Origin of the sequence: Cellulomonas uda, from assembly GCF_006538705.1 — a bacterium.
Taxonomy (GTDB): Bacteria; Actinomycetota; Actinomycetes; order Actinomycetales; family Cellulomonadaceae; genus Cellulomonas; species Cellulomonas uda.
Map to the genome: position 1 here is coordinate 1 of NZ_BJLP01000015.1, position 21,649 is coordinate 21,649.

A 21,649-nucleotide genomic window follows, 5' to 3' on the forward strand; every position below is an offset into this window, starting at 1 on the left:
TGCCGACCTTCGAACCGTTGCGGTAGATGTCGTAGCCCGTCACGCCGACGTTGTCGGTCGAGGCGGTCCAGGACAGCGCCACCGAGGTCTCCGTGACCGTGCCAGCCGTCACGCCGCTGGGCGCGGTGGGCGCCTGCGTGTCGACCGGGTCCTGCGTCGGGTCGTCGGTCGGGTCGTCCGTGGGGTCGTCCGTCGGGTCGTCCGTCGGGTCGTCCGTCGGGTCGTCGGTCGGGTCGTCCGTGGGCTCGTCGGTCGGGTCGGGGCCCGGGTCGTCGGAGCCGGAGATGGCCGGGTAGGCGTTCTTCACGAGCGTGACGAACTGGTCCTCGAACCACTGGCCGGCGAGCGGCGCGTTGGGCGTGGCGCCCGTGAGCTGGTTCGACAGCTTCGGCGAGACGAAGGTCGGGTCGCACATGCGGTCGAATCGCTTGCCCTGGTCGTTCTCGATCTCCGTCGACGCGCCGTCGGACTCACCCGGGGGCTTGATCCAGACGAACGCGTCGAGGTGCGACGCGGTGTAGCCGGACGGCGACGCCTTCGGGAGCTCGCCGATGCCCGCGCCGAGCGGGTTGCACCACGCGCCGCGGTGCACGCGACGGTCGACGCGCGACTCGTTGACGTAGGTGTCGACGTTGGTGCTGGTCGAGACCTTCGTCGGACGGTTCGGGCCGCCCCAGCCGTTGCGCGACGTGTCGATGAGCATGCCGAGGCTCGTCGGGAAGCCCTCGGCGACGAGCAGCCGGTGCATGTGCGCCGTGAAGTCGACCTCGTCGAAGTCGTTGTTCCACTCGTAGAACTTGCTCGAGCGGATCGGGTTGCCACCGAGCGAGAGCGTCGGGTCCGTGAGGAACGGCTCCTCGAGCGGCGTGGTGTTCGCGACGTCGGAGACGAAGCCGTCGATCGACGCGAAACCGGCGACGGTCGACTTGGCGACCTCGGCGAAGAGCTTCGCCGCGGGGCCGGCGTTCGAGTCCCAGCCGAGCCAGCCCGAGTGGCCGATGTCGATGTAGTTGTAGACGTTGCCCAGCGCGTGCAGCTTGTCGAGCGCGTACTTCACGCCCTGCCGGTAGTACGGCGCGGCCTGCTGGCACGCGGCCTCGCTGTTGTTCGTCACGAGGTTCGGCAGCGAGTCGGGCTCGATCGTCGCGGCGATCCGCAGGTTCGAGTACTCGGACTTGCCGAGCAGCGCGGCGATCGCGTCGATGTACTCGGTCTTGTAGCGCGCGAGGCCCGCGTCGGTGGCGGGCAGCTCACCGTTCGAGGCGAGCGCGTAGCAGTCACGGCCGGGCAGGTCGTAGATGACGAGGTTGAAGACCAGCGGCTTGCCCGCGGCCTTCTGCTGCTGCACCGCGTTGTCGAGGTGGAACTTCAGGCCCTTGCCGTCGGCGTTGCCGGTGATCGCGCTGATGCGGTCCATCCAGACCGCCGTCGGCTGCTTGGCGACGGTCTGCATCTTCGCCGCGAGCGACGCGTCGCTCTGCTTGGCCGCCGACGCGCGCACCGAGCTCGCCCACGTCGGGTTCACGTACTGGACGGCCCCGGCGTAGGGGTTGTCGACCCGCGCCTCGGCAGCCGAGGCCGGCGACAGGAACGACAGGGTGAGGGGAACTGCGACGAGTGCGGCCGTCGTGGCTGCGCCGACGGTACGACGGCGCCGCCTGGCGACGCTGGGTCCGTGTCGGGACACGTGGTCCTCCGTGTGGTCGAACGGCACTCCCGCGCGACAGTGCGCGGGCGAGGGTCGCCGGGGTCGTCGGTGACCAGGACTCAACCCACCACGCGTGCGTACTCCAGGGGAGGCCCTAATCGATTCGCCGATACCGGACACCTCCGGAAGCGGTTCCGTGACACGGTTCAGCGGGGTCCGTCACGGTTCGTCCCGCGCCCGGACCACCCCGAGGAGCGCGCCGAGGACCCCCGGCGGCCCCCGCGGGGCGGCGCTCAGTGCGCGTGGGGAGCCGTGCTCCCACGCACCGCGAGGGCGCCCACCGCGAGCGGGACGCGCGTCGGCTCGCCGTCGCCACCCGCGTCCAGGGTCCCTGTCACCGCCGCCGCGAGCGCGGCACCCAGGTCGTGCGCGAGCGCGGGCAGGCTCGTGAGCGCGGGCGTCGCCAGGCGGCACAGCACGCTGTCCGCACCCGCCACGACCGACACGTCCCACGGCACGACGAGGCCCGTGCGACGTGCCACGTCCAGCCCCGCGAGCGCCATGACGTCGCTCGCCAGCACCACCGCCGTCGGCCGCACCGACTGCGTGAGCAGCCGTCGGGTCGCGCCCGCCGCACCCTCGACGCTGCCGTCCGTCACCACGACGTCCACGGACACGTCACCGTCACCGAGACCCTCCCGCATGCCCCGCTCGCACGCGGCCGTGCGCAGCCGGTCCGCGGGGTCCGCCACGAGCGCCACCCGGGCGTGCCCGAGGCCCCGCAGGTAGCGGGCGACACGCGCGTACGCCTCCTCGTCGTCCACCTCGACGGCCGCGAGACCGGGCGCGACGCCGACGGGTCCGATGGCCACGGGCCGCAGCCCCGCCTCGGTCGCGGCGCGCAGGCGCACGTCGTCGGAGCGCACCTCGGGGACGACGACGACCTCGCACCGCCGCTCCGCGCCCCACCGGCGGTACAGCTCCGCCGCCGCGGCCACGTCGGGGACCACCCGCAGGTCCACCCCGAGCCCGCGGTCGTGCAGCGCGCGCTGCAGCACCGCGACGACGTCGAGCACGGGCGCGCCGTGCAACGTCTCGCCGGCGACGACCGCGAGGCCCACGGCCTGGGCACCCGCACGCATGGAGCGTGCGGCGGGGTTGGGGCGCCAGCCGAGCTCGTCGGCCACGCGCAGCACGCGTTCCCGAGTCGCCACGGAGACGCCGCGTCGGTCGTTGAGGGCGTACGACACGACCGCCGTCGACACGCCCGCGGCGCGAGCCACGTCGGCGATGGTCGGTCGTCGTCCTGATCTGGGGGCTGCCGGAGTTGCCACGATCACCTAGTCTGTCGCCCGATGCGGACGAATGGCATCATCTCGGCTCCGACGATGTGGACGGGGTGACCGGTGACGGCAGCGACACCAGCGCGGCGGGGGACCCTCCCCGGGCCTGCGCGGAGGACGGTCGGCGTACTCGCCCCCGTCGTGGGGGGCTTCTACTTCGGCGCGGTGATCGCCGGGGTCGCGCGCGCGTGCAGGGCAGGCGGGCACCGGGTCGTCGCAGTCCAGACGTACCGGGCCGGACTCGAGCGGGAACCCGTCGTGACCTCGGACGACGTCCCCGTGGCGATCGACGCGGTCGACGGTCTCGTGGTGCTCTCGGGCGCCCTGCCGGCCGACCGGCTCCTCGCCCTCGAGCACTCCGGGATCCCGGTCGTACTGGTCAGCGAGGACGAGTCCACGGGCACCGCGCCGGTGGTGCTGCCCGACAACGCGCACGGCGTGCGCGCGTCCGTCGAGCACCTGGTCGCGCACGGTCACAGGTCCATCGGGTTCATCGGCTGTCTCGACCAGCGGGACATGAGAGAGCGGTTCGAGGCCTACCGCGAGACGCTGCTGGCCAACGACATCGCCCCTGACGACGGCTGGGTGTACCCCGCGAGCGACAACAACGAGGCCGGCGGCCAGGCCGCCGCCCGGCTCATGCTCGCCGACGGCATGCGGACCACCGCGGTCGTCGTCGCGACCGACCGCAACGCCTCGGGGTTCGTCGCCGGGCTGCGCCAGGCCGGCCTGTCGGTCCCGCGCGACCAGGCGGTGGTCGCGTTCGACCACGCCGACTTCGGCGCACGGCTCACCCCGCGCCTGACCACCGTGGACGCGCACTTCGACCGCGTCGGCGAGGCCGCCGTCCGCCTCCTGCTCGCGCGGCTGCGCGGCGAGGCGGTGCCCGTCGGCGAGCACCGGACGCCGACGTCGCTCGTGGTGCGCGAGTCGTGCGGGTGCACGCCGCTGCGCCGCATCGAGGACTCGGGCACCGACTGGCGCGACGAGCTGCTCGACCTGGTGCGCACCGCGTTCGCGGGCGGACGGGTCACCGTGCCGGCCCCGCACGCCGCGCGCGGGCACCGCGACAGCCACACCGACGGCCGCGGGGTGCGCGGTGGTGAGCGCCACGAGCGGCGGTCGCCCCAGGAGGCGTGGTGGCGCGCGGTCGTCGAGCCGCTCACCGCGGCCCGCGGGGGAGTGCTGCCCGAGGACCTCGCGATGTCCCGCCTCACCGAGCTCACCACCGGCCTGCAGCCCTACCCGGACGCTCTCGAGCTCCTGGTCGCGGTCGTGCGGCGGGCGCACGACGCCCTCCTCGCGGGCGACGAGCTCGACGCGCGCGCCCGCGAGGCCGTCGAGTCCGCGACGACCGAGGTCATCCTCGCCCTGACGCGCGGCTGCACTGCCGCGCTCCTGCAGCGCGCCGGGCGGCTCGAGTCGACCCTCGTGCACCAGTACGAGGTCGCGACCGACCTGCTGCGCAGCGACGGCGCCGACCCGCGCACGCTCGACTGGCTGCCGCGCTCGCTGCGCGGCCGTGCGTGCCTCGCGCTGTGGGCGGACGACTCGTCCGGCCCGGACCGCCCGCTCGAGATCGTCGGGGTCCGCGACGGGTCCGGCGGGCTCGCGCGGCTCGTCGGCAGCCGCACGGTCGCCGCGGAGTTCCCGCCCGCCGCGATGCTGCGTGGCGGCATGACGGCAGAGGCGACGTTCGTCGTGCCTGTGACCTGTGGGAACAGCGACTGGGGGCTGCTCGCGCTCGAGGGCGCCGTCGACGCCCGGTCCACCACGGCCCGGGACCGCGCCAACCACTGGGCCGCGCTGCTCGCGGTCGCGCTCGACCAGCAGAGCATGCTCGAGTCGCTGCACGAGCAGCGCGTGCAGCTCGAGCAGGCCGCCGCCCGCGAGCGTGCGCTGGCCGACGCGGTCCGGGCGAGCGAGGAGCACTACGCGCTCGCGTCGATGGCCGCCGACGACGGCACGTGGGACTGGGACGTCTCGGCCGGCACGGTCTACTACTCGCCACGCTGGAAGCGCACGCTCGGTTACGACGACGACGCCGTGGGCTCCTCGCCGACCGAGTGGCTCGAGCGCGTGCACCCGGCGGACCGGGACGAGGTCTCGACCGCGATCGCCGCCGCGCTCGCCGGGGTCGACACGACGCTCGAGCTCGAGCACCGCGTGCGCTCCGCGACCGGCGACTACCGCTGGCTGATGTGCCGTGCGATGACCGTGCTCGACGACGCGGGCTGCCCCGCGCGCGTCGTCGGGACCATCGTCGACGTCACCGAGCGCAAGCAGTCCGAGATCGCGCAGCAGCAGGACGCGCTGCGCGAGTCCGAGACGGGCCTCGCGACCCGGCTGCTGTTCCTCGACCGGCTCGGCGGCGCGGTCGTGCGGGCCCACCGCGTGCACGAGTTCGACTGCGCGCTCGTCGTGGTCCGGCTGCCCGGGCTCGACCAGGTCTCGCGCGGCGAGCCCACGGTCTCGGTCCGCCAGCTCGCCGAGCGGCTGCAGGCCGCGGTCCGCGCGGGCGACACCGCGGCACGCATCGCGGAGGACCAGATCGCGCTGCTGCTGGAGGACACCGCGGGCGCGGGCGTGCCGATGCGCGTGCGCCGTGTGATCGACTCGCTCGAGGCCGAGCTGGGCGAGCGCGTGCGGGTCGGTGTCGTGCCGAGCGTGCGGGGCTGCGCCGACGCGTCGGCCGTGCTGCGCGAGGCCGACATCGCGCTGGCACGCGCGGCGGCGGGGCCGGTGCGCACGCACCTGTGACCGGACGCGAACGGCCTCGCCCGGGAAGGGCGAGGCCGTTCGCGTGTCAGGAGCGGCGCCGGGTCCCGCGCCGCGCCCCAGGGGTCAGGAACGCGGGGTGTCAGGAGCGCGCGCGCGACGGGGCATGCCCGGCGCGGCTCGCACCGTGACCGCCGCGCGGCCCGGAGTCGCCGTGGCCGCCACGCGGGCCCGAGTCCACCCGGATCCGCAGCGGGCGTCCCGCGACGCGCGTGCGGGACAGCCGGTCGACGGCCTCGGCGGACAGGCCGCCGGGGATGTCCACCAGCGCGAAGCTCGGGAAGATGTCGATCTTGCCCACGTCCGCGCCCGTGAGGCCGCCCTCGCCCGTGAGCGCGCCGACGAGCGCGCCCGGCTGGAGGCCGTCGCGGTGCCCGACGGCGACGCGCCACCGCGGCGGACCGCCGGCGATGTGGGTGCTCGTGCGGCGACGCTCGCGCGGCGGGGCTCCGTCGCGGGACGCGCCGACCCGGTCGTGCGACGGGGCCGCCGCGGCACGCGCGAGCGCGTCGTCGAGGTCGTCGGCAGCGCCGGGGCCCTCGTCGCCGACGGCGAGCGCGAGCACGGTGGCGAGCAGGTCGGCCAGGTCGGCTCCCGGGTCCTCGCGCACGAGGTCCGCGACCGCCGTGCGGTACACGTCCAGGCGACCGGCGGACGTGCGCTGCGGCACGCGCTCCAGCAGGGTGCGCACCCGGTGCGCGCTGACCTCGGCGGGCGACGGGATGGTGACCTGCTCGAGCGACGTGCGCGTGGTGCGCTCGATGGTGCGCAGTCGCGACTGCTCGGCGGGCGTGACGAACGTGAGCGCGGTGCCGTCGCGGCCCGCACGGCCGGTGCGACCGATGCGGTGCACGTACGTCTCCGGCTCGCGCGGCACGTCGAAGTTGACGACGAGGCCGATGCGCTCGACGTCGAGCCCGCGCGCCGCGACGTCCGTGGCGACAAGCACGTCGAGGGCGCCGCTGCGCAGCCGCTCGACGATCTTCTCGCGCTCGCCCTGGGCGACGTCGCCCGAGATGTACGCCGCCGAGACCCCGCGCTCCACGAGCGCCGAACCCAGCTCCTCGGCGTTGCCCCGCGTACGGACGAACACGATCGCGGCGTCCGCGTCGGTGACCGCGAGGACGCGCGCGAGCGCACCGGCCTTGTGTCGGAACGGGACGACCGCGTAGGTCTGGCGCACGCTCGTCACGGTCGAGGACTGGCGGGCGACGGTCACCTCGACCGGGTCGACCATGTGCTGCTCGGCGACACGGCGGATCGGCGTCGGCATCGTCGCGGAGAACAGCGCGACCTGACGCTGCCGCGGTGCTCGCGACAGGACCTTGTCGACGTCCTCCGCGAAGCCCATGCGCAGCATCTCGTCGGCCTCGTCGAGGACCAGGAACCGCACCTGGTCGAGCACGAGGGACCCGCGCTCGAGGTGGTCGATCACACGCCCCGGCGTGCCGACGACGACCTGCGCACCGCGCTGCAGCGCACGCTGCTGCGGCAGGTACGGCGAGCCGCCGTACACGGGGACGACGTCGACGCCGGGCAGGTGCTTCGCGAACGACGAGATCGCGTCGGCGACCTGCATCGCGAGCTCGCGCGTCGGGGCGAGGACGACGGCCTGCACGGCACGCAGCGCGGGGTCGACCGCGGCGAGCAGGGGCAGGCCGAACGCGGCGGTCTTGCCGGTGCCGGTCTGCGCGACGCCGAGCAGGTCACGCCCGCCGAGCAGGGCCGGGACGGCGCGCTGCTGGATGGCCGACGGGGTGGTGAAGCCGAGGTCCGTCACCGCGCGGTGCAGCGCGGCGGGCAGGCCGAGGTCGTCGAACGTGGGACCCGACGGGGCGACGGGGGAGTCGGGACCGGCAGGCACGGGGGTGCCCGCGTCGGTCGAGGGGTCGGTGAGGACGTGCGAAGGCGCACGGGTGCCCGAGGGCAGCGACATGGAAGGCCGTTCCGTTCGAGGGAGGACTGAACCGGCGCCCGGATGGCGCACGGCTGTCGCAGCCCCGACACGCACCCGGCAGGTGACTGCAGGTGCCTCACGTACGCGACGCGACGCCGGCTGGCAGCCAGGGCATCGGTCGACTCGAACTTCTGGGGGACGCGACGAACTCCGCGATCGGCGACAGCCTACCCGCCACGGGCGTGCCGGTGCAGGCCACGGCCGGGCGGGACCCGGGTGAGTTCGCGCACACCGGGACCGCAGGCTGCGGTCACAGGCCCCGGGCGCGACCCTCGATCGCGGGGCAGGTGTCCATCACGACGTCCAGTCCGGCGTCCCTCGCCCGGGCCGCCGCGGCCTCGTCGACGACGTCGAGCTGCAGCCAGACCGCACGCGCGCCGCGCGCGATCGCCTCGTCGACGACACCGCCCGCGAGGCCCGCGTTGACGAACACGTCGACGACGTCGAGGTCACCCGGCACCTGGTCGAGCGTCGCGTACCCCGGGGCGCCGTGCACGGTCGCCCCGGACGGGTGCACCGGCACGATCTCGTGGCCGAGCTGCTGCAGGTACGCCGCGACGCCGTACGCCGCGCGGGACGTGTTCTGCGACAGCCCCACGACGGCCCACCGCCCGGGGGCGCGCAGCAGGCGGTCGATCACGTCCGGGTCGTTGGTGTGCACGTCGACAGCCTCGCACGCGCGCCGCGCGGGTGCGCGAGGGTCGCGTGCGGGCCGCATAGGATCGGGCCCGCACACGACGAGGGAACGGCGACCGCGTGACGGAGCAGGCAGAGCAGGGCACCCGGGACGACCACGGCGAGGGTCCGGCCGTGACGACGCGCGTCCTGACGGTGCCCAACGCCATCAGCTTCGCGCGGCTGCTGCTCGTCCCCGTGTTCGGCGTGCTCATCGCGTCCGGTCGGGACGGCTGGGCGGTGGTGGTCCTCGCGGTCTCCGGGGCGAGCGACTGGCTCGACGGCGTGCTCGCCCGTCGGCTCGGTCAGGTCAGCCGGCTCGGCCAGCTCCTCGACCCGGCGGCGGACCGGCTGTTCATCGCTGTCACGCTCGTGGGGCTCGTCTGGCGGGACGTGGTGCCGCTGTGGCTGCTCGTCGTGATCCTGGCGCGCGAGGTCGTGCTCGGGATCATGCTGATCGCGCTCGGGCGCGCGGGCTACCCGCCGCCGCAGGTGCACCTCGCGGGCAAGGCCGGCACGTTCGCCCTCCTGTACGCGTTCCCGCTCCTGCTCCTCGCGTCGTGGGACTCGTGGGTCGGCACGGTCGCGGAGGTCGCCGGATGGGCGTTCGCGCTGTGGGGCGTGGGCCTGTACTGGTTCGCGGGTGCGCTGTACCTGCTCCAGGCCCGCCGGCTGCTGCACGCCCCGCCCACGCGTGAGGCCCCCGCGTGACGACGCGGCACACCACGGCGGAGCGCGGCGGGCGGCGGCCCGACGCGTCGATGACGCTGCTCAACGAGGTCTACAGCTCGTCCCTCGACGAGGGGTACGCGCTCGTGGCTGCGCGCCGCGCGGCCGGGAACGCGACGCGCCCGTACGCCGCGCGCCGGGCCGTGGTCCTCGTCGTCGCCGTCGGGGTGGGCCTCGCCAGCTCCGCCGCGGCGATCGCCCTCCACCAGCCGACCGCGGCCGCGCAGGAGGCGCGTGAGCTGCTCGAGTCGAGCATCGTCGACCGGAGCGAGGAGGCCGCCGCGCTGCAGGAGGAGGTCGCCGCGCTCAGCTCGAACATCACCGCGCTGCAGTCCGCGCTCGTCGGGCCCGAGAGCACCCTGCTGCAGGAGGCGGCCGCGGTCGGCGTCGTCGAGGCCGGTCAGGTGCCGGTGGCCGGCTCCGGGCTGCGCGTCGAGCTCTCGGACGCCCCCGACGCGGACCCGGACGCGGGCGACGACGACGCGCGCGTGCAGGACGTCGACCTCCAGATCCTGGTGAACGGCCTGTGGTCCGCCGGTGCCGAGGCGATCGCGATCAACGACCAGCGTGTGACGGCCACGACCGCGATCCGCAGCGCCGGAAGCGCCGTGCTCGTCGACCTCGTGCCGCTGTCCGGTCCGTACCGCGTCGAGGCGCTCGGCAACCCGGTCGAGCTCCAGACCGGACTGGCCCGGGACACGGCCGGCCAGCTGCTCACCGCGTTGCGCACCACCTACGGCATCGGCGTGGACATCTCCCGGCAGGACGAGCTCTCGCTGCCCGGTGCCGGGCAGGTCACGCTGCGTCACGCGACCGTGCCCGACGACGCGCTGCCCGACGCGCTGCGTCCGACCCCGCCGGCCGCCGACGACCGCGCAACACCCGGCCCGACCACCGACGGCACGCTCGACCACGGCGCCGGCACCGCCGACGGGTCGTCGCTCGACGCCGCGGCGGACCGCCGGGCGGGCGACGCGCCGAGCCGGTCGGTTTCGTCCCGCGGGGCGCGTGTGGCAGGGTCGGCCACGCACGCGGCCGCGCTGCCCGCCGAGCCGCAGGTGGCAACCGTGCGTGAGCCTGGGGAGGGACAGCCGTGATCGCGGTGATCGGACTCGTGATCGGCGTGGTCGCCGGCCTCGTCCTGCAGCCCACCGTGCCCGCCGAGCTGCAGCCGTACCTGCCGATCGCCGTGGTCGCCGCGCTCGACGCGATCTTCGGCGGTGTCCGCGCGATGCTCGACGGCATCTTCGACGACCGCGTCTTCCTCATCTCGTTCCTGTCGAACGTGATCGTCGCGGCGCTGATCGTGTTCCTCGGCGACCAGCTCGGGGTCGGCAGCCAGCTCTCGACGGCCGTCGTCGTCGTCCTCGGCATCCGCATCTTCTCCAACGCCGCGTCGATCCGTCGCCACCTGTTCAAGGCCTGACCGTGACCGCTCGCGACCCCGCCGCCGACCCCGCGCGGGAGGACCGCGTCCGGCCCGCGGTCCCTGACGCGGTCGTGCCCGCGGTGTTCGACCCGCTCGCCGACACGCCCCCGACGGACGACGACGCGCCCCGGCAGCCCGAGCCGCCCGACGACCGGGCCGCCCTGCCGGCGTCGAACGAGGCCGGCGTGTCGGACGACGAGGTCCCCGACGACGGGTTCCTCGACGACGCGCCCGACGGCACGCCCGACGACATGCCCGACGACGTGTCCGAGGAGACGTCCGACCGCAGGCCGGGCGACACAGCGGCGGACGACGAAGCGGAGGACGACGAGGCGGTGGACGACGACGCGGTCGACGCCCGTGTCCCGTCGGACGACGAGCTCGCGCGCCCGTTGTACGACCCGCTGCCGCCGTCCGACGACGAGCTCGACGACCTGCCGGGGGACCCGCGCGGCACGCTCGCCGAGTCCGACGGCGAACCGGCCGACGTGCCGCCGAGCGAGCCGGATGCGGACGAGACGGCGACCGACGACGCAGCCGCCGACGACGCAGCGGTCGACGACGCAGCCGCCGACGAGGGGCTCACCGACGAGCAGGCCGACGAGCAGGCCGCTGCGCAGGCCGCGGTGCCCGCGACGAGCGCCGGGCTGGTCGACGTCCCGTCGCGCAGCGGCTGGGCCACGCTCGCGCGTGCGATGGCACCGCGTGCGACGCGCGCCCAGATCGCCGCCGGCGTGCTCTGCGCGCTGCTCGGGTTCGCGGTCGTCGTGCAGGTGCGTCAGAACGACGAGAGCGCGCTGTCGGGGCTGCGCCAGTCGGAGCTCGTCCGCGTGCTCGACGAGACGACCGAGCGTGGTGACCAGCTGCGTCGCGAGGTCTCGGAGCTGCGCGGCGAGCGCGACCGGCTCGCATCGGGCTCGGACGGTCAGGCCGCGGCGATCGACTCGCTGCGTCGCAGCGCGATCACGCAGGGCATCCTCTCCGGCCGGCTCCCGGCGCAGGGTCCGGGCGTCCAGGTGACGCTGCTCGACCCCGGCCGCGACCTGCAGCCCGTGACGATGCTCAACATGCTCGAGGAGCTGCGGAACGCGGGCGCGGAGGCGATCCAGCTCAACGACCGCCGCATCACCGCCAGCTCGGCGTTCACGGGGACGCGCGGTGACGTGCTGCTGGACGGGGAGCGCCTCGAGCCGCCGTACGTGTGGTCGGCGATCGGCGACCCGTCGACGCTGTCGATCGCGCTGCAGATCCCGGGCGGGGCGATGGCGACGGTCCGTGGCACGGGCGCGACCGGGACGGTCGAGGAGCGCGACGAGGTCGTGGTGTCCGCGGTCCGTACGCTGCCCGACCCGGCGTACGCGAGCCCGGTACCGATCGAGGCGGGCTGACGATCGGGGCGCGACGCGGCCGGAGGGCTGCGCTCGGGCCCGCCGATTGCATAGGGTGGACCGATCGGGACGCGACCCGACGGTGGGTTCGACGACACAACCGATGACGGACACGGGAGGCCTTGATGACCGACGACGAGCGGGCGACGCACGCCGCCGGCCCGGAGACGACCGTCAACTTCGGCCAGATCGGCCCGGTCGAGATCGAGCAGGGCGCGCCGGTCGGGCTGACGCCCGACGAGTCGTCCGCGGTGCAGGCGCTGCCGCCGACGTCCGCGCTGCTCGTGATGCAGCGGGGTCCGAGCGCCGGCGCCCGGTTCCTGCTGGACGCGGAGCGCACGGTCGCGGGCCGGTCGACGCAGGCGGACATCTTCCTCGACGACGTGACGGTCTCGCGCAAGCACGCGGAGTTCGTCCGTGAGGGCTCGCACTTCGTCGTGCGGGACATCGGCTCGCTGAACGGTACGTACGTGAACCGCCAGCGGATCGACTCGGCGGCGCTGCGCTCGGGTGACGAGGTGCAGATCGGCAAGTACCGCATGACGTTCCACCCGAGCCCGCACCGCGAGGACGCATGACGCGCACGGGGACCCGGCCGTGAGCGGGACCTCGAGCGCTCGTCGCTCCGCCACCGAGCGGGTCGCCGCCTCGACGGCCGATGTCGGGTCCGTCGACGCCGCGGCGCCCGGCGACGCGACGGGCGAGAGCGCCGCGTCCCGCGAGCAGGAGCCCTGGCCGCGGGGCATCTCGCGCCGGGCGTCCATGCGCATCTCGGACGTGCTGCAGGCGCTGCAGATCGAGTTCCCGGCGGTCACTCCCTCGAAGCTGCGGTTCCTCGAGGAGCAGGGTCTCGTGGAGCCGGTGCGTACCCCGGCGGGCTACCGGCAGTACTCGCCGGCGGACGTCGAGCGCCTGCGCTTCGTGCTGCGCCAGCAGCGCGACCGCTACATGCCGCTCAAGGTCATCGGCGAGCGCCTGGCCGCGTTGGACGCGGGTGAGGAGGACGAGCCGACCCCCCGGGCCCGCCTGGCGGCCGCCGACGGGGTCCTGGCGCGCCCGGACACGCGGCTGTCCGCCGACGCGCTCGCGCGTGACGCCGGGGTCGAGGCGACGTTGGTGGCAGAGCTGGTCGAGGCCGGCGTGCTGACGCCCGGCCCCGGCGGCGGGTTCGAGCCGTGGGCGCGCGAGGTCGTGGTGACCGCCGCGGCGCTCGCCGAGCACGGCATCGACGTGCGGCACCTGCGGCAGTTCCGCGCGGCCGCGGAGCGGCAGGCGGACCTCGTCGAGCAGGCGGTGGCGCCGTGGAAGGGCCAGCGCAACGCGTCGGCGCGCGCGCGTGCGGCGACGATCGCGGCGGAGCTCGGGGAGCTGTGCGCGCGGATGCACACGGCGCTCGTGCGCTCGTCGGTGGCCGACCTCCTGCCGTGACGGCGGCCCGCCCAGGCGCGGAGGACGCGGGCTCACGCGTTCGTCGCGCGTCCGGCGCGAAGCGGCGGCGGGCGACGTAGCGTGGACCCTGTGGACCCGGATCTCGTCGTCGTCGAGGTGGTCGGGGTGCGACGGCACCCGACCGTGGACGAGAACGTCGTGCTGCTCCTGGACCCGGACTCCGAGCTCGTCGTGCCGATCCTCGTCGGCCCGCACGAGGCGGGTGCCATCGCGGCCGCCCAGGCGGGCGTCGTGCCGCCGCGTCCGATGACGCACGACCTGCTGCGGGACGTGATCCTCGCGGAGGGCGACCAGGTGCAGCGCGCGGCGATCACCCGGCTCGAGGACGGCGTCTTCTACGCCGAGCTGCTGCTGGGCAACGGTGCGCGGGTGGACTCGCGCGCCTCGGACGCGATCGCGGTGGCGCTGCGGTTCGGCATCCCGGTGCTGTGCTCGGCCGAGGTGGTCGCGGTCGCGGGTGTCGAGGTGCAGCGCGAGGACAGCCCGGACGACGACGTCGAGCGGTTCCGGGAGTTCCTGGACCAGGTGACGCCGGAGGACTTCGAGACGGGCGACGAGCCCGGCGAGAGGTGATCCGGACGTCAACCTTCAGGTTGAGGTTGAACTTCAGACACGCCCGCCGCGACACGCCCCGCGTGTCGTTGCGTCCGGGGGTCGGGGTCCCTAGCGTTGCCCTCAGGCGGTCGGGCGATCGCACGACCGTACGACGACTGGAGGAAGCGTGGCCAACGAGAACGCGGAGGACGTGACGATCGTCCCGCAGCGCGCGCAGGGCCTCCTGTTCGACGACGACCTGCCGGACCTGGACGACGCGACCGGCTACCGCGGCCCCACCGCGTGCCGCGCCGCGGGCATCACGTACCGGCAGCTGGACTACTGGGCCCGCACGGGCCTGGTGGAGCCCGCCGTCCGCCCGGCCACCGGCTCGGGCACGCAGCGGCTCTACTCGTTCCGCGACATCCTGGTGCTCAAGGTGGTCAAGCGCCTGCTCGACACGGGCGTCTCGCTGCAGCAGATCCGCACCGCGGTCGGGCACCTGCGGGAGCGCGGGGTCGACGACCTGGCCCAGATCACGCTCATGTCCGACGGCGCCTCGGTCTACGAGTGCACGTCGGCGGACGAGGTCATCGACCTGGTCCAGGGCGGGCAGGGTGTCTTCGGCATCGCGGTCGGCCGCGTGTGGCGTGAGGTGGAGGGCTCGCTCGCCGAGCTCCCGACGGAGCGCGCCGAGGAGGAGACCCCCGCGCCCACCGGCCAGGACGTGCACGACGAGCTGGCGCTGCGCCGGCGCGCACGTACCGCGGGCTGAGCCCCAGCATCACCCGACGTCCACGAAGGCCCGCGGTCCCTGCGACCCGGGCCTTCGTCGTGGCCGGGCGCTCGACAGGCGGGGAGCGGTGCTAGCTAGCGACGCGGCGCGCGCAGCGCGCGGTCCAGGAGCGCGTCGAAGATGCCCGACAGCTCGGCGGCGGCCTGGCCGGGCCACGCGTGCACGGGCTGCGCGGCACCCTGCGCCTGCTGCAGCGCCGCCCGCTCGGGCACCGAGGGCGCCAGCAGAAGGGGCCCGTACAGCGAGCCGAGCTCCTCGAGGCGGTACGCCTGCTCGAGCGAGCGCGCCCGCACGCGGTTCACGGTGATGCCGAGCGGCTGCAGCTGCGGCGCCGGCCCGCGCCGCAGCTCGTCGATCGTGCGCATCGCGCGGCCGACGGCCATCACGGCGAACAGCCCGGGCTCCGTGACGACCATGGCCCGGTCGCACGCGGTCAGGCCCGTGCGCGTGAGCGAGCCGAGCGACGGCGGGCAGTCGACCAGGACCAGGTCGTAGTCCTGGACCCACGACAGCGCGAACCGCAGCCGGTCGAGGTCGTCATCGCCGAGGCGGTCGTGCTTGGCGTTGCGCTCCGAGCCGACGAGCACGTCGAGACCGTCCTCGGCCCACGAGCTCGCCACGGTCGCGGACCGCACCGTCTCGGCGTTCGGGGCGTCGAGCACGTCGGACACGTCGCCGCCCTCGGCGCGCGCGCCGAGCGACATGGAGCAGTCGCCCTGCGGGTCCATGTCGACGACGAGGGTGCGCAGCCCTCGTTCGAGGGCCGCGGAGGCCAGGCCGAGCGTCACGGACGTCTTGCCGACGCCACCCTTGAGGCTGCACACACCGAGCACGAGCACCTGGCAACCGTATCGGCTGCGGCGCGCCCGGGGAGACCGTGTCCAGCGGGCACGAACCGGGCGGACCGGGAGGAAGTCGGGCGCGGCGGCGTGCGTCCGCGCTGGTGGGCGCGCAGAATCGCCCCATGACACTGCGCCTGACCCGGTGGGGGCACTCCTGCGTGCGGTTCGACGACGAGACCCGCCACCTCGTCGTCGACCCCGGCGCGTTCTCCCGCCTCGACGACGCCCTCGCGGGCGCCCAGGCGATCCTCGTGACCCACGAGCACGCGGACCACCTCGCGGTCGAGACCGTCGCGGACGCGGTCCGCGGTGGCGTCCCGCTGTGGGGTCCCGCGCCCGTCGTCGCGCTGCTGCGCGAGGCAGGTGCCCCGCAGGAGCGGCTGCACGTCGTGAGCGGCGGGGACCATGTGGAGGCCGCTGGCTTCCAGGTGCGGGTCCTGGGGGAGTGGCACGCCGTCATCCACCCGGACATCCCGCGCATCCCGAACGTCGCATACCTCGTCGCAGGCGTGCTGCACCCCGGCGACGCGCACGTGCAGCCCACGGACGCGCCCGACGTGCTCCTCCTGCCGATCTCCGGCCCGTGGTTCAGCCTGACGGACGCCGTCGACCGGGCGCGCGACATCGGGGCCCGGCGCATCGTGCCGATCCACGACGGGCTCCTCAACGACCGTGGTCTCGGCTTGCTGCACGCCCTCGTCGGCCGTCTGGTGCGCGACAGCGAGCTCGTCGTGCTCACCGCGGGGGAGTCCCTCGAGCTCGCTCACCCCGGAGGTGACGTCATGACCGGCACGCACCCTGACCTGCCGCCCCACGCCGACGAGATCCCGCTGCTCGAGCAGGACGAGACCATCCCGCCCCGCCCGGAGGAGGAGGTCGCGGACGTCGCGCGCGCCGTGCCCGACCCGCTCGGGCACGGCGGTGGCCAGTGAGAGCCGGTTCGTACGGCATCCTGTGAACGTGCAGATCACGCTGGCAACTGAAGACGACTGGGCGCGAGTGCGTGAGATCCGGCTGCGCGCTCTCCGCGAGGACCCGGGCGTCTTCGGCTCGTCGCTCGAGCGCGAGGAGCGGTTCAAGGAGAAGCACTGGCGCATGCGCACCCGCACCGTGCCGACCTGGATCGCGGTCGATGCCGACGGGCTCACCCGCGGGCTCGTCTCGATGCTCCTGGAACCGGGTTCGCCCACGGACGACCGGCACATCGTGAGCCTGTGGGTCGCGCCGGAAGCGCGCCGACGCGGCATCGGGTGGGCGCTGCTCGACACCGTCCGGCAGGCGGCGATCGCCGACAAGGCCCGGACGCTGTCGCTCTGGCTCGTGGACGGCAACAACGCCGCCGGCGACCTGTACGTGCGCGCGGGGTTCGCTCGCACCGGCGAGCGGATGGCGCTGCCGCGAGACCCGGACGTCACCGAGGAGCGCTACGTCCTCAAGCTCCCTCGCCACCGCTGACCCGCACGGCGCCGCCCGCTTCCGAGAACGCTCTGAGAATCGGTCGTCACGATCGTCCCCATGAGCACGATCCTCGAGGGACGACCCCGCACCGCGTCCGCCCGCCTCCCGCGACCCGTCCCGCGTGGCGCCGCACCGGGCGGCGCGGTCGTGCGCGGTGCGCTGGTGGTCGGCTGCCTCCTCGTCGTGGCCTTCTGGTGGAGCGGGACGCCCGCGGCGGCGGGCGCCACGCCCGGCGGCGCGGCCACGGGCGCGGGGGAGCTGGCGGGCCTCCTGGCGGCGTTCCTGGTGTGCGCGCAGCTCCTGCTCATCGGCCGCGTGCCCTGGTTCGAGCGCGCCGTCGGCTTCGACCGCCTCGTCGCGTGGCACCGGTCCCTCGGGACGAGCGTCGTGCTGCTGGTCCTCACGCACGTCGCCCTCATGGTCGTGGGCGGCGCGCTGCTCGACCGGCAGACGCCGTGGGGCGAGGCCGTCTCGATCCTGACGACGCAGCCCGAGATGGTCAGCGCGTTCGTCGGCACCGGGCTGTTCGTGCTCGTCGGCGCGACCAGCGCGAGGCTCGCACGCCGCGTGCTGTCGTACGAGGCCTGGTTCGTCGTGCACCTGTCGGTCTACGTCGGCATCTACCTGACGTTCGGCCACCAGATCGCCGCCGGCGCGCACTTCGTCGCCGATCCCGTGGCGCGCGCCGTGTGGACCGCGCTCTACCTCGCGACCGCGGCCGCGCTGCTCACGTGGCGGGTCCTCGTGCCGCTGCTCGCGCACCGCCGGATGCTCCTGCGCGTCGAGCACGTGGTGCCGGAGGCTCCCGGGGTCGTGAGCGTGTGGCTGCAGGGCCGCGCGGTCGACGAGCTGGAGGCACGTGGCGGGCAGTTCGTGCTGCTGCGGTTCCTCGTGCGCGGGCACCTGACCACGGCGCACCCGTACTCCCTGTCGATGGTGCCGACCGCGCACCGGCTGCGGGTCACGGTCGCGGCGCTCGGTGACCACTCCGCCGACGTGGCGCGGCTGCGGACCGGGACGCGCGTACTCGTCGAGGGTCCGTTCGGGCGGTTCACGGCGGACGCGGCGCGCGGCCACCGGTCGCTCCTCGTCGCGGGCGGCGCGGGGATCGGCCCGATCCGGGCGCTCGCGCAGGAGCTGGTCGCGCGCGGGCACGACGTCGTGGTCGTGCACCGCGCGCACGACGTCGCCGGGCTCGCGCTCGGCCGTGAGCTGACGGGCGTGCCGGGCCTGCGCTACCTGGCGCTCCCGGGACGCCGCGCCCAGCTCGGGTACGACCCGCTGGACCGCGAGCACCTCGCCGCGGCGGTCCCCGACATCGCCGGACGCGACGTGTTCGTGTGCGGTCCCGAGTCCATGACGGCCGCGGTCGTCGACGTCGCACGGGCGCTGGGCGTCCCGCGGCGAGCCATCCACCACGAGGAGCTGAGCCTGGCATGAGTGCAGCACGCTGGCGCGGGACGCTGATCTACACGGGGACGCTGGCGACCATCGGGACCGTCGCGTTCGCGCGGTTCGGCCCGCTGGCGCAGGCCGAGGCGCCCGCCACGGCCGCCGGCGCGTCCAGCGGGAGCATCGGGGGAGCGGCGCCGTCCGTCGTCGGCGCTCCCGGCTCCACGTCCGTCGCGCCGGGTACGGGGACGGACGGGTCCGGCACGTCGGCGACCGACCCGGCGGACCCGCAGACCGGCACGCCGCAGGCCGAGACCGTCACGGTCGTCGGGTCCGTCGCGCAGACCCGGTACGGGCCCGTGCAGGTCCAGGTGACGTTCACCGGGTCCCGGCTCATCGACGTACGCACGCTGCAGGCCCCGAGCTCGCACCCCGAGAGCGCACAGATCTCGGCCCGGGCGACCCCGCTGCTGGCCCGCGAGGTCCTCGCCGCGCAGTCCGCGTCCATCGACACCGTGTCCGGCGCGACGTACACCTCCGAGGGTTACCGCGAGTCGGTCCAGTCGATCCTCGACCAGCGGGGCTGACCGGTGCGGGTGAGCGAGCACGTCATGGGCACGGTCTTCTCGCTCGACGTCCGAGCGACCGCGCCCGACGTCGCGGCGCGTGCGGCCGCGGACGCGTTCGCGCTGCTGCGCGAGGCCGAGGCACGGTTCAGCCCGTTCCTGGCGGACAGCGAGCTGCGCCGGTTCGAGCGGGGCGAGTGCGCGCCCTCGTCGGACCTGCACGAGGTGCTCGCGATCGCGGAGCGCGCGTCGGCGGCCAGCGGCGGCGCGTTCGACGTGCGGGCACCGGACGGGTCCCTCGACACGAACGGCGTGGTCAAGGGCTGGGCGGCCCAGCGGGCAGCCGACGCGCTCGCGGCCGCAGGCTGCGGCGCGTTCTGCCTGAACGCCGGGGGAGACGTCGTCACCCGCGGGGTCCCCGAGCCCGGGCGCGGCTGGCGGACCGGGGTGCGGGACCCGCACGACCCGCGGCGCATGCTCGCGGTCGTCGAGCTGGGTGACGGCGCCGTCGCGACGTCGGGCGTGTACGAGCGGGGCAGCCACGTGTGGGACGGCCGCACGGGTCGCCCGGCGACCGGGCTCCTGGCGGCCACCGTCGTCGCGGAGGACCTCACGACCGCGGACGTGCTCGCGACGAGCGTGCTCGCGCTCGGGCCGGACGGCGTCGCATGGGCACTCGACCACGGCGCGCGCGACGCGTTCGGCGTGCGACCCGACGGCCGGCTCGTCACGGCCGCGCGCGCGGCACCGTCGCCGGGAGCGTGAGCGTGACGGTCGTGCCGGGCCGCCCGTCGGCACGAGGACCGGCGTCGACGGCACCGCCGTGCTGCGCGGCGACCTCGGCGACGAGGGCCAGCCCCAGGCCGTAGTGGCGCGCGCCGTCGTCGCTGCGCGCGCGCCGCGACGCGAACCGCTCGAACACGTCGAGGGAGCCGCCCGCCGGCAGGCCGGGCCCGTCGTCACCGACCTCGACCGTCACCGATGCCCCGGTCGCGCGGGTCGTGACCTCGACGGTCGTCGTCGCATGGTCGAGCGCGTTGTCGACGAGGGCCGTGACGGCGCGCCGCACGGACGTGGGGGAGACCTCGGCGACCGGCCCGGTCCCGGGAGCCCCGAGGTGGACCAACGCCACGCCGCGCTCCTCGGCGGCGGCGGCAGCGGCGTCGACCACCCCGCGCACGAGGGCGTCCAGGTCGGTCGGCTCGGTCTCGGGAGCGCGCGTGTCGGCCGCGACGAGCATGTCCTCGAGGATCGCGGTCAGCGCGCGGGCGTCCGCCAGCACACCGTCGACCGCCTCCGGGACGCGTGAGTCGCGCGCGAGCACCCCCTCGCCCTGCAGGCGGCGCCGGAGCAGCTGCACGCGGGTCGTCAGCAGCGTCAGGGGAGTGCGCAGCTCGTGGCTCGCGTCGGCGACGAACCGCCGCTGCAGCGCGAGCGCCTCGACGGTGGGCCGCACCGCACGCCGGCCGAGCCACGCGCCGCCGAGCCCCGCGAGCAGCACCCCCGCAGCGCCCGCGACACCGAGCGCGGCCACGAGCCGCTCGGTCTCCTCGTGCGCGGGGCGCGGGTCGAGCACCGCCTGCGTCACGCCCTCCCGCGCAGGCGCCGTGAGCACGACGAAGGACCCGTCGTCGCCCGCCACGCGCGACCACTGCTCGGTCCCCGTGACTGCCGCCGCACGCAGCGCCGCCACGTCCGGGAGCGGGGTGGGCATGCCGTCGGACACCTCGAGCCCGCGCGGGCCGGCGATCGCGAGCCACACGCCGGCGGGTGCGTCCCGCACGTCGTCGGCGGTCCGGACGGCCGAGCGCAGCCGGTCCTCACCCGCACGAGCCTGCGTCGTCGTGACGACGGCCAGCACGACCGCCGCGACCAGCACGACGCTCGCGAGCACGAGGGCCGCGGTCTGCCACCCGAGCACGGCGGCCGTGCGCCGCAGGCGGGTCTGCTCGGCCGGCGTCAGCCCGCTCACGCGTCACCCAGCCGGTACCCGAGCCCGCGCACCGTCGCGACCGCCGACCGGCCCAGCTTGCGGCGCAGGTAGTAGACGTACGTGTCGACGACGCCCTCGTCGTCGGCGCCGTCGAACACGTGGGTGAGGATGTCCGCGCGCGAGAACACCTGCCGTGGGCGGGTCGCCAGCAGCGCGAGCAGCGAGCACTCGCGCTCGGACAGGTCGACCGCCGTGCCGTCGGGGCCCGTGACGCGCCGCCCGCGGACGTCCAGCTCGCGAGACCCGAGGCGCAGGACGCCCGTGGGCACCGGACCGGCCGCGCGTCGGTGCAGCGCTCGCAGGCGCGCCGCGAGCTCGTCGAGGTCGAACGGCTTGCCCATGTAGTCCTCGGCGCCGGCGTCGAGCCCGGCGACCCGGTCGGCCGGGTTGCCGAGCGCCGACAGGACGAGTGCCGGGGCGGTGACGCCACGTGCCCGCAACCGCGTCAGCAGGTCGAGGCCCTCGAGGGCCGGCAGGCCGCGGTCGAGCACCAGGAGGTCGAACGGCCGGGTCAGGCCGAGGTGCAGACCACGCTGGCCGTCGCGCGCGAGGTCGACCCGGTAGCCCTCGTCCGTCAGGAACTCCTCGAGCATGCCCGCGAGCTCGCGGTCGTCCTCGACGAGCAGCACCCGGACCCCGTCGTTCGTCATCGGCACGCCTCCCGGCCCATCG

The 21,649-nt window shown here is 75.1% G+C and carries 21 protein-coding genes; 14 read left to right on the forward strand and 7 right to left on the reverse strand.

Annotated features, from left to right (window positions below; all coding sequences use genetic code 11):
- Both CUD01_RS05790 and CUD01_RS05795 read right to left on the reverse strand, forming a co-directional pair.
- Positions 1-1,687: glycoside hydrolase family 6 protein (locus tag CUD01_RS05790; protein ID WP_244937677.1), on the reverse strand; the 1,687-nt coding region annotated here is incomplete at its 3' end.
- 254 nt (positions 1,688-1,941) lie between these two features.
- Positions 1,942-2,931 (reverse strand): LacI family DNA-binding transcriptional regulator, encoded by a 990-nt coding sequence (locus tag CUD01_RS05795; RefSeq protein ID WP_232514659.1) that lies wholly within the window; start codon positions 2,929-2,931, stop codon positions 1,942-1,944.
- Between the two features lie 318 nt (positions 2,932-3,249).
- Here CUD01_RS05795 and CUD01_RS05800 point away from each other — a divergent pair, with 318 nt between their 5' ends.
- The gene (locus CUD01_RS05800; RefSeq protein ID WP_244937678.1) at positions 3,250-5,751 is read left to right on the forward strand and encodes a substrate-binding domain-containing protein; all 2,502 of its coding nucleotides are present in this window, start codon (positions 3,250-3,252) and stop codon (positions 5,749-5,751) included.
- 100 nt (positions 5,752-5,851) lie between these two features.
- Here the strand turns inward: CUD01_RS05800 and CUD01_RS05805 are convergent, their stop codons facing one another.
- Together CUD01_RS05805 and CUD01_RS05810 are read right to left on the reverse strand one after the other, a co-directional pair.
- Positions 5,852-7,633, reverse strand: coding sequence for a DEAD/DEAH box helicase (locus tag CUD01_RS05805; RefSeq protein ID WP_307722667.1), 1,782 nt, complete (start codon positions 7,631-7,633; stop codon positions 5,852-5,854).
- 343 nt (positions 7,634-7,976) lie between these two features.
- A complete protein-coding gene (locus tag CUD01_RS05810) occupies positions 7,977-8,387 on the reverse strand; it encodes a CoA-binding protein (protein WP_244937679.1) in 411 nt (136 codons plus the stop codon).
- A gap of 95 nt (positions 8,388-8,482) precedes the next feature.
- On the opposite strand from CUD01_RS05810, the gene clsA reads away from it, so the two are divergent.
- The 8 genes from clsA (at position 8,483) to CUD01_RS05850 (ending at position 14,705) form a co-directional block, all read left to right on the forward strand.
- Positions 8,483-9,112 carry a cardiolipin synthase ClsA gene (clsA, locus tag CUD01_RS05815; RefSeq protein WP_244937680.1) on the forward strand — a complete coding sequence of 210 codons (630 nt, stop codon included), beginning with the start codon at positions 8,483-8,485 and terminating at the stop codon, positions 9,110-9,112.
- On the forward strand, positions 9,109-10,227 hold the full coding sequence (locus CUD01_RS05820; protein WP_244937681.1) for a DUF881 domain-containing protein: 1,119 nt from the start codon (positions 9,109-9,111) through the stop codon (positions 10,225-10,227). The genes clsA and CUD01_RS05820 overlap by 4 nt, the downstream gene beginning before the upstream one ends.
- The gene (locus tag CUD01_RS05825; RefSeq protein WP_094180027.1) at positions 10,224-10,556 is read left to right on the forward strand and encodes a small basic family protein; all 333 of its coding nucleotides are present in this window, start codon (positions 10,224-10,226) and stop codon (positions 10,554-10,556) included. Before CUD01_RS05820 ends, CUD01_RS05825 begins: the two co-directional genes overlap by 4 nt.
- Before the next feature lie 2 nt (positions 10,557-10,558).
- Positions 10,559-11,947 carry a DUF881 domain-containing protein gene (locus CUD01_RS05830; RefSeq protein ID WP_141319448.1) on the forward strand — a complete coding sequence of 463 codons (1,389 nt, stop codon included), beginning with the start codon at positions 10,559-10,561 and terminating at the stop codon, positions 11,945-11,947.
- 125 nt (positions 11,948-12,072) lie between these two features.
- Entirely contained in the window at positions 12,073-12,525 is a 453-nt protein-coding gene (locus CUD01_RS05835; protein ID WP_094180025.1) for an FHA domain-containing protein, read from the forward strand.
- Positions 12,526-12,691: 166 nt separating this feature from the next.
- Positions 12,692-13,375, forward strand: coding sequence for a transcriptional regulator FtsR (gene ftsR, locus CUD01_RS05840; RefSeq protein WP_244937685.1), 684 nt, complete (start codon positions 12,692-12,694; stop codon positions 13,373-13,375).
- A gap of 90 nt (positions 13,376-13,465) precedes the next feature.
- On the forward strand, positions 13,466-13,969 hold the full coding sequence (locus CUD01_RS05845; protein ID WP_141319449.1) for a bifunctional nuclease family protein: 504 nt from the start codon (positions 13,466-13,468) through the stop codon (positions 13,967-13,969).
- A gap of 148 nt (positions 13,970-14,117) precedes the next feature.
- The gene (locus CUD01_RS05850) at positions 14,118-14,705 is read left to right on the forward strand and encodes a MerR family transcriptional regulator (protein ID WP_141319451.1); all 588 of its coding nucleotides are present in this window, start codon (positions 14,118-14,120) and stop codon (positions 14,703-14,705) included.
- 95 nt (positions 14,706-14,800) lie between these two features.
- On the opposite strand, the gene CUD01_RS05855 is transcribed toward CUD01_RS05850, so the two are convergent.
- Positions 14,801-15,565: a ParA family protein gene (locus tag CUD01_RS05855; protein WP_094180022.1), complete on the reverse strand. Its 765-nt coding sequence runs from the start codon at positions 15,563-15,565 to the stop codon at positions 14,801-14,803.
- Positions 15,566-15,690: 125 nt separating this feature from the next.
- Here CUD01_RS05855 and CUD01_RS05860 point away from each other — a divergent pair, with 125 nt between their 5' ends.
- Genes CUD01_RS05860 through CUD01_RS05880 form a run of 5 tightly spaced genes read left to right on the forward strand, consistent with a single transcriptional unit; the run spans position 15,691 to position 19,749 of the window.
- Complete coding sequence (locus CUD01_RS05860; RefSeq protein WP_141319453.1) at positions 15,691-16,500, forward strand: MBL fold metallo-hydrolase; 810 nt, start codon at positions 15,691-15,693, stop codon at positions 16,498-16,500.
- A gap of 28 nt (positions 16,501-16,528) precedes the next feature.
- Positions 16,529-17,023, forward strand: coding sequence for a GNAT family N-acetyltransferase (locus CUD01_RS05865; RefSeq protein WP_141319455.1), 495 nt, complete (start codon positions 16,529-16,531; stop codon positions 17,021-17,023).
- Between the two features lie 60 nt (positions 17,024-17,083).
- The gene (locus CUD01_RS05870) at positions 17,084-18,466 is read left to right on the forward strand and encodes a ferredoxin reductase family protein (RefSeq protein ID WP_141319457.1); all 1,383 of its coding nucleotides are present in this window, start codon (positions 17,084-17,086) and stop codon (positions 18,464-18,466) included.
- Positions 18,463-19,005 carry an FMN-binding protein gene (locus tag CUD01_RS05875; RefSeq protein WP_141319459.1) on the forward strand — a complete coding sequence of 181 codons (543 nt, stop codon included), beginning with the start codon at positions 18,463-18,465 and terminating at the stop codon, positions 19,003-19,005. The genes CUD01_RS05870 and CUD01_RS05875 overlap by 4 nt, the downstream gene beginning before the upstream one ends.
- Before the next feature lie 9 nt (positions 19,006-19,014).
- Positions 19,015-19,749 (forward strand): FAD:protein FMN transferase, encoded by a 735-nt coding sequence (locus CUD01_RS05880; protein ID WP_244937682.1) that lies wholly within the window; start codon positions 19,015-19,017, stop codon positions 19,747-19,749.
- Here CUD01_RS05880 and CUD01_RS05885 read toward each other — a convergent pair.
- Positions 19,712-20,956: a sensor histidine kinase gene (locus CUD01_RS05885; protein ID WP_141319462.1), complete on the reverse strand. Its 1,245-nt coding sequence runs from the start codon at positions 20,954-20,956 to the stop codon at positions 19,712-19,714. The two genes, CUD01_RS05880 and CUD01_RS05885, sit on opposite strands and share 38 nt — an antisense overlap.
- Positions 20,953-21,627, reverse strand: coding sequence for a response regulator transcription factor (locus tag CUD01_RS05890; protein ID WP_174773831.1), 675 nt, complete (start codon positions 21,625-21,627; stop codon positions 20,953-20,955). Before CUD01_RS05890 ends, CUD01_RS05885 begins: the two co-directional genes overlap by 4 nt.
- Between the last annotated feature and the right edge of the window lie 22 nt (positions 21,628-21,649).

Bases quoted from the DNA above. Each gene is read 5' to 3' on its own strand.
- CUD01_RS05835 (WP_094180025.1), top strand. From the start codon at position 12,073: ATGACCGACGACGAGCGGGCGACGCACGCCGCCGGCCCGGAGACGACC.
- CUD01_RS05860 (WP_141319453.1), top strand. From the start codon at position 15,691: ATGACACTGCGCCTGACCCGGTGGGGGCACTCCTGCGTGCGGTTCGAC.
- CUD01_RS05870 (WP_141319457.1), top strand. From the start codon at position 17,084: ATGAGCACGATCCTCGAGGGACGACCCCGCACCGCGTCCGCCCGCCTC.
- CUD01_RS05875 (WP_141319459.1), top strand. From the start codon at position 18,463: ATGAGTGCAGCACGCTGGCGCGGGACGCTGATCTACACGGGGACGCTG.
- CUD01_RS05890 (WP_174773831.1), bottom strand. From the start codon at position 21,627: ATGACGAACGACGGGGTCCGGGTGCTGCTCGTCGAGGACGACCGCGAG.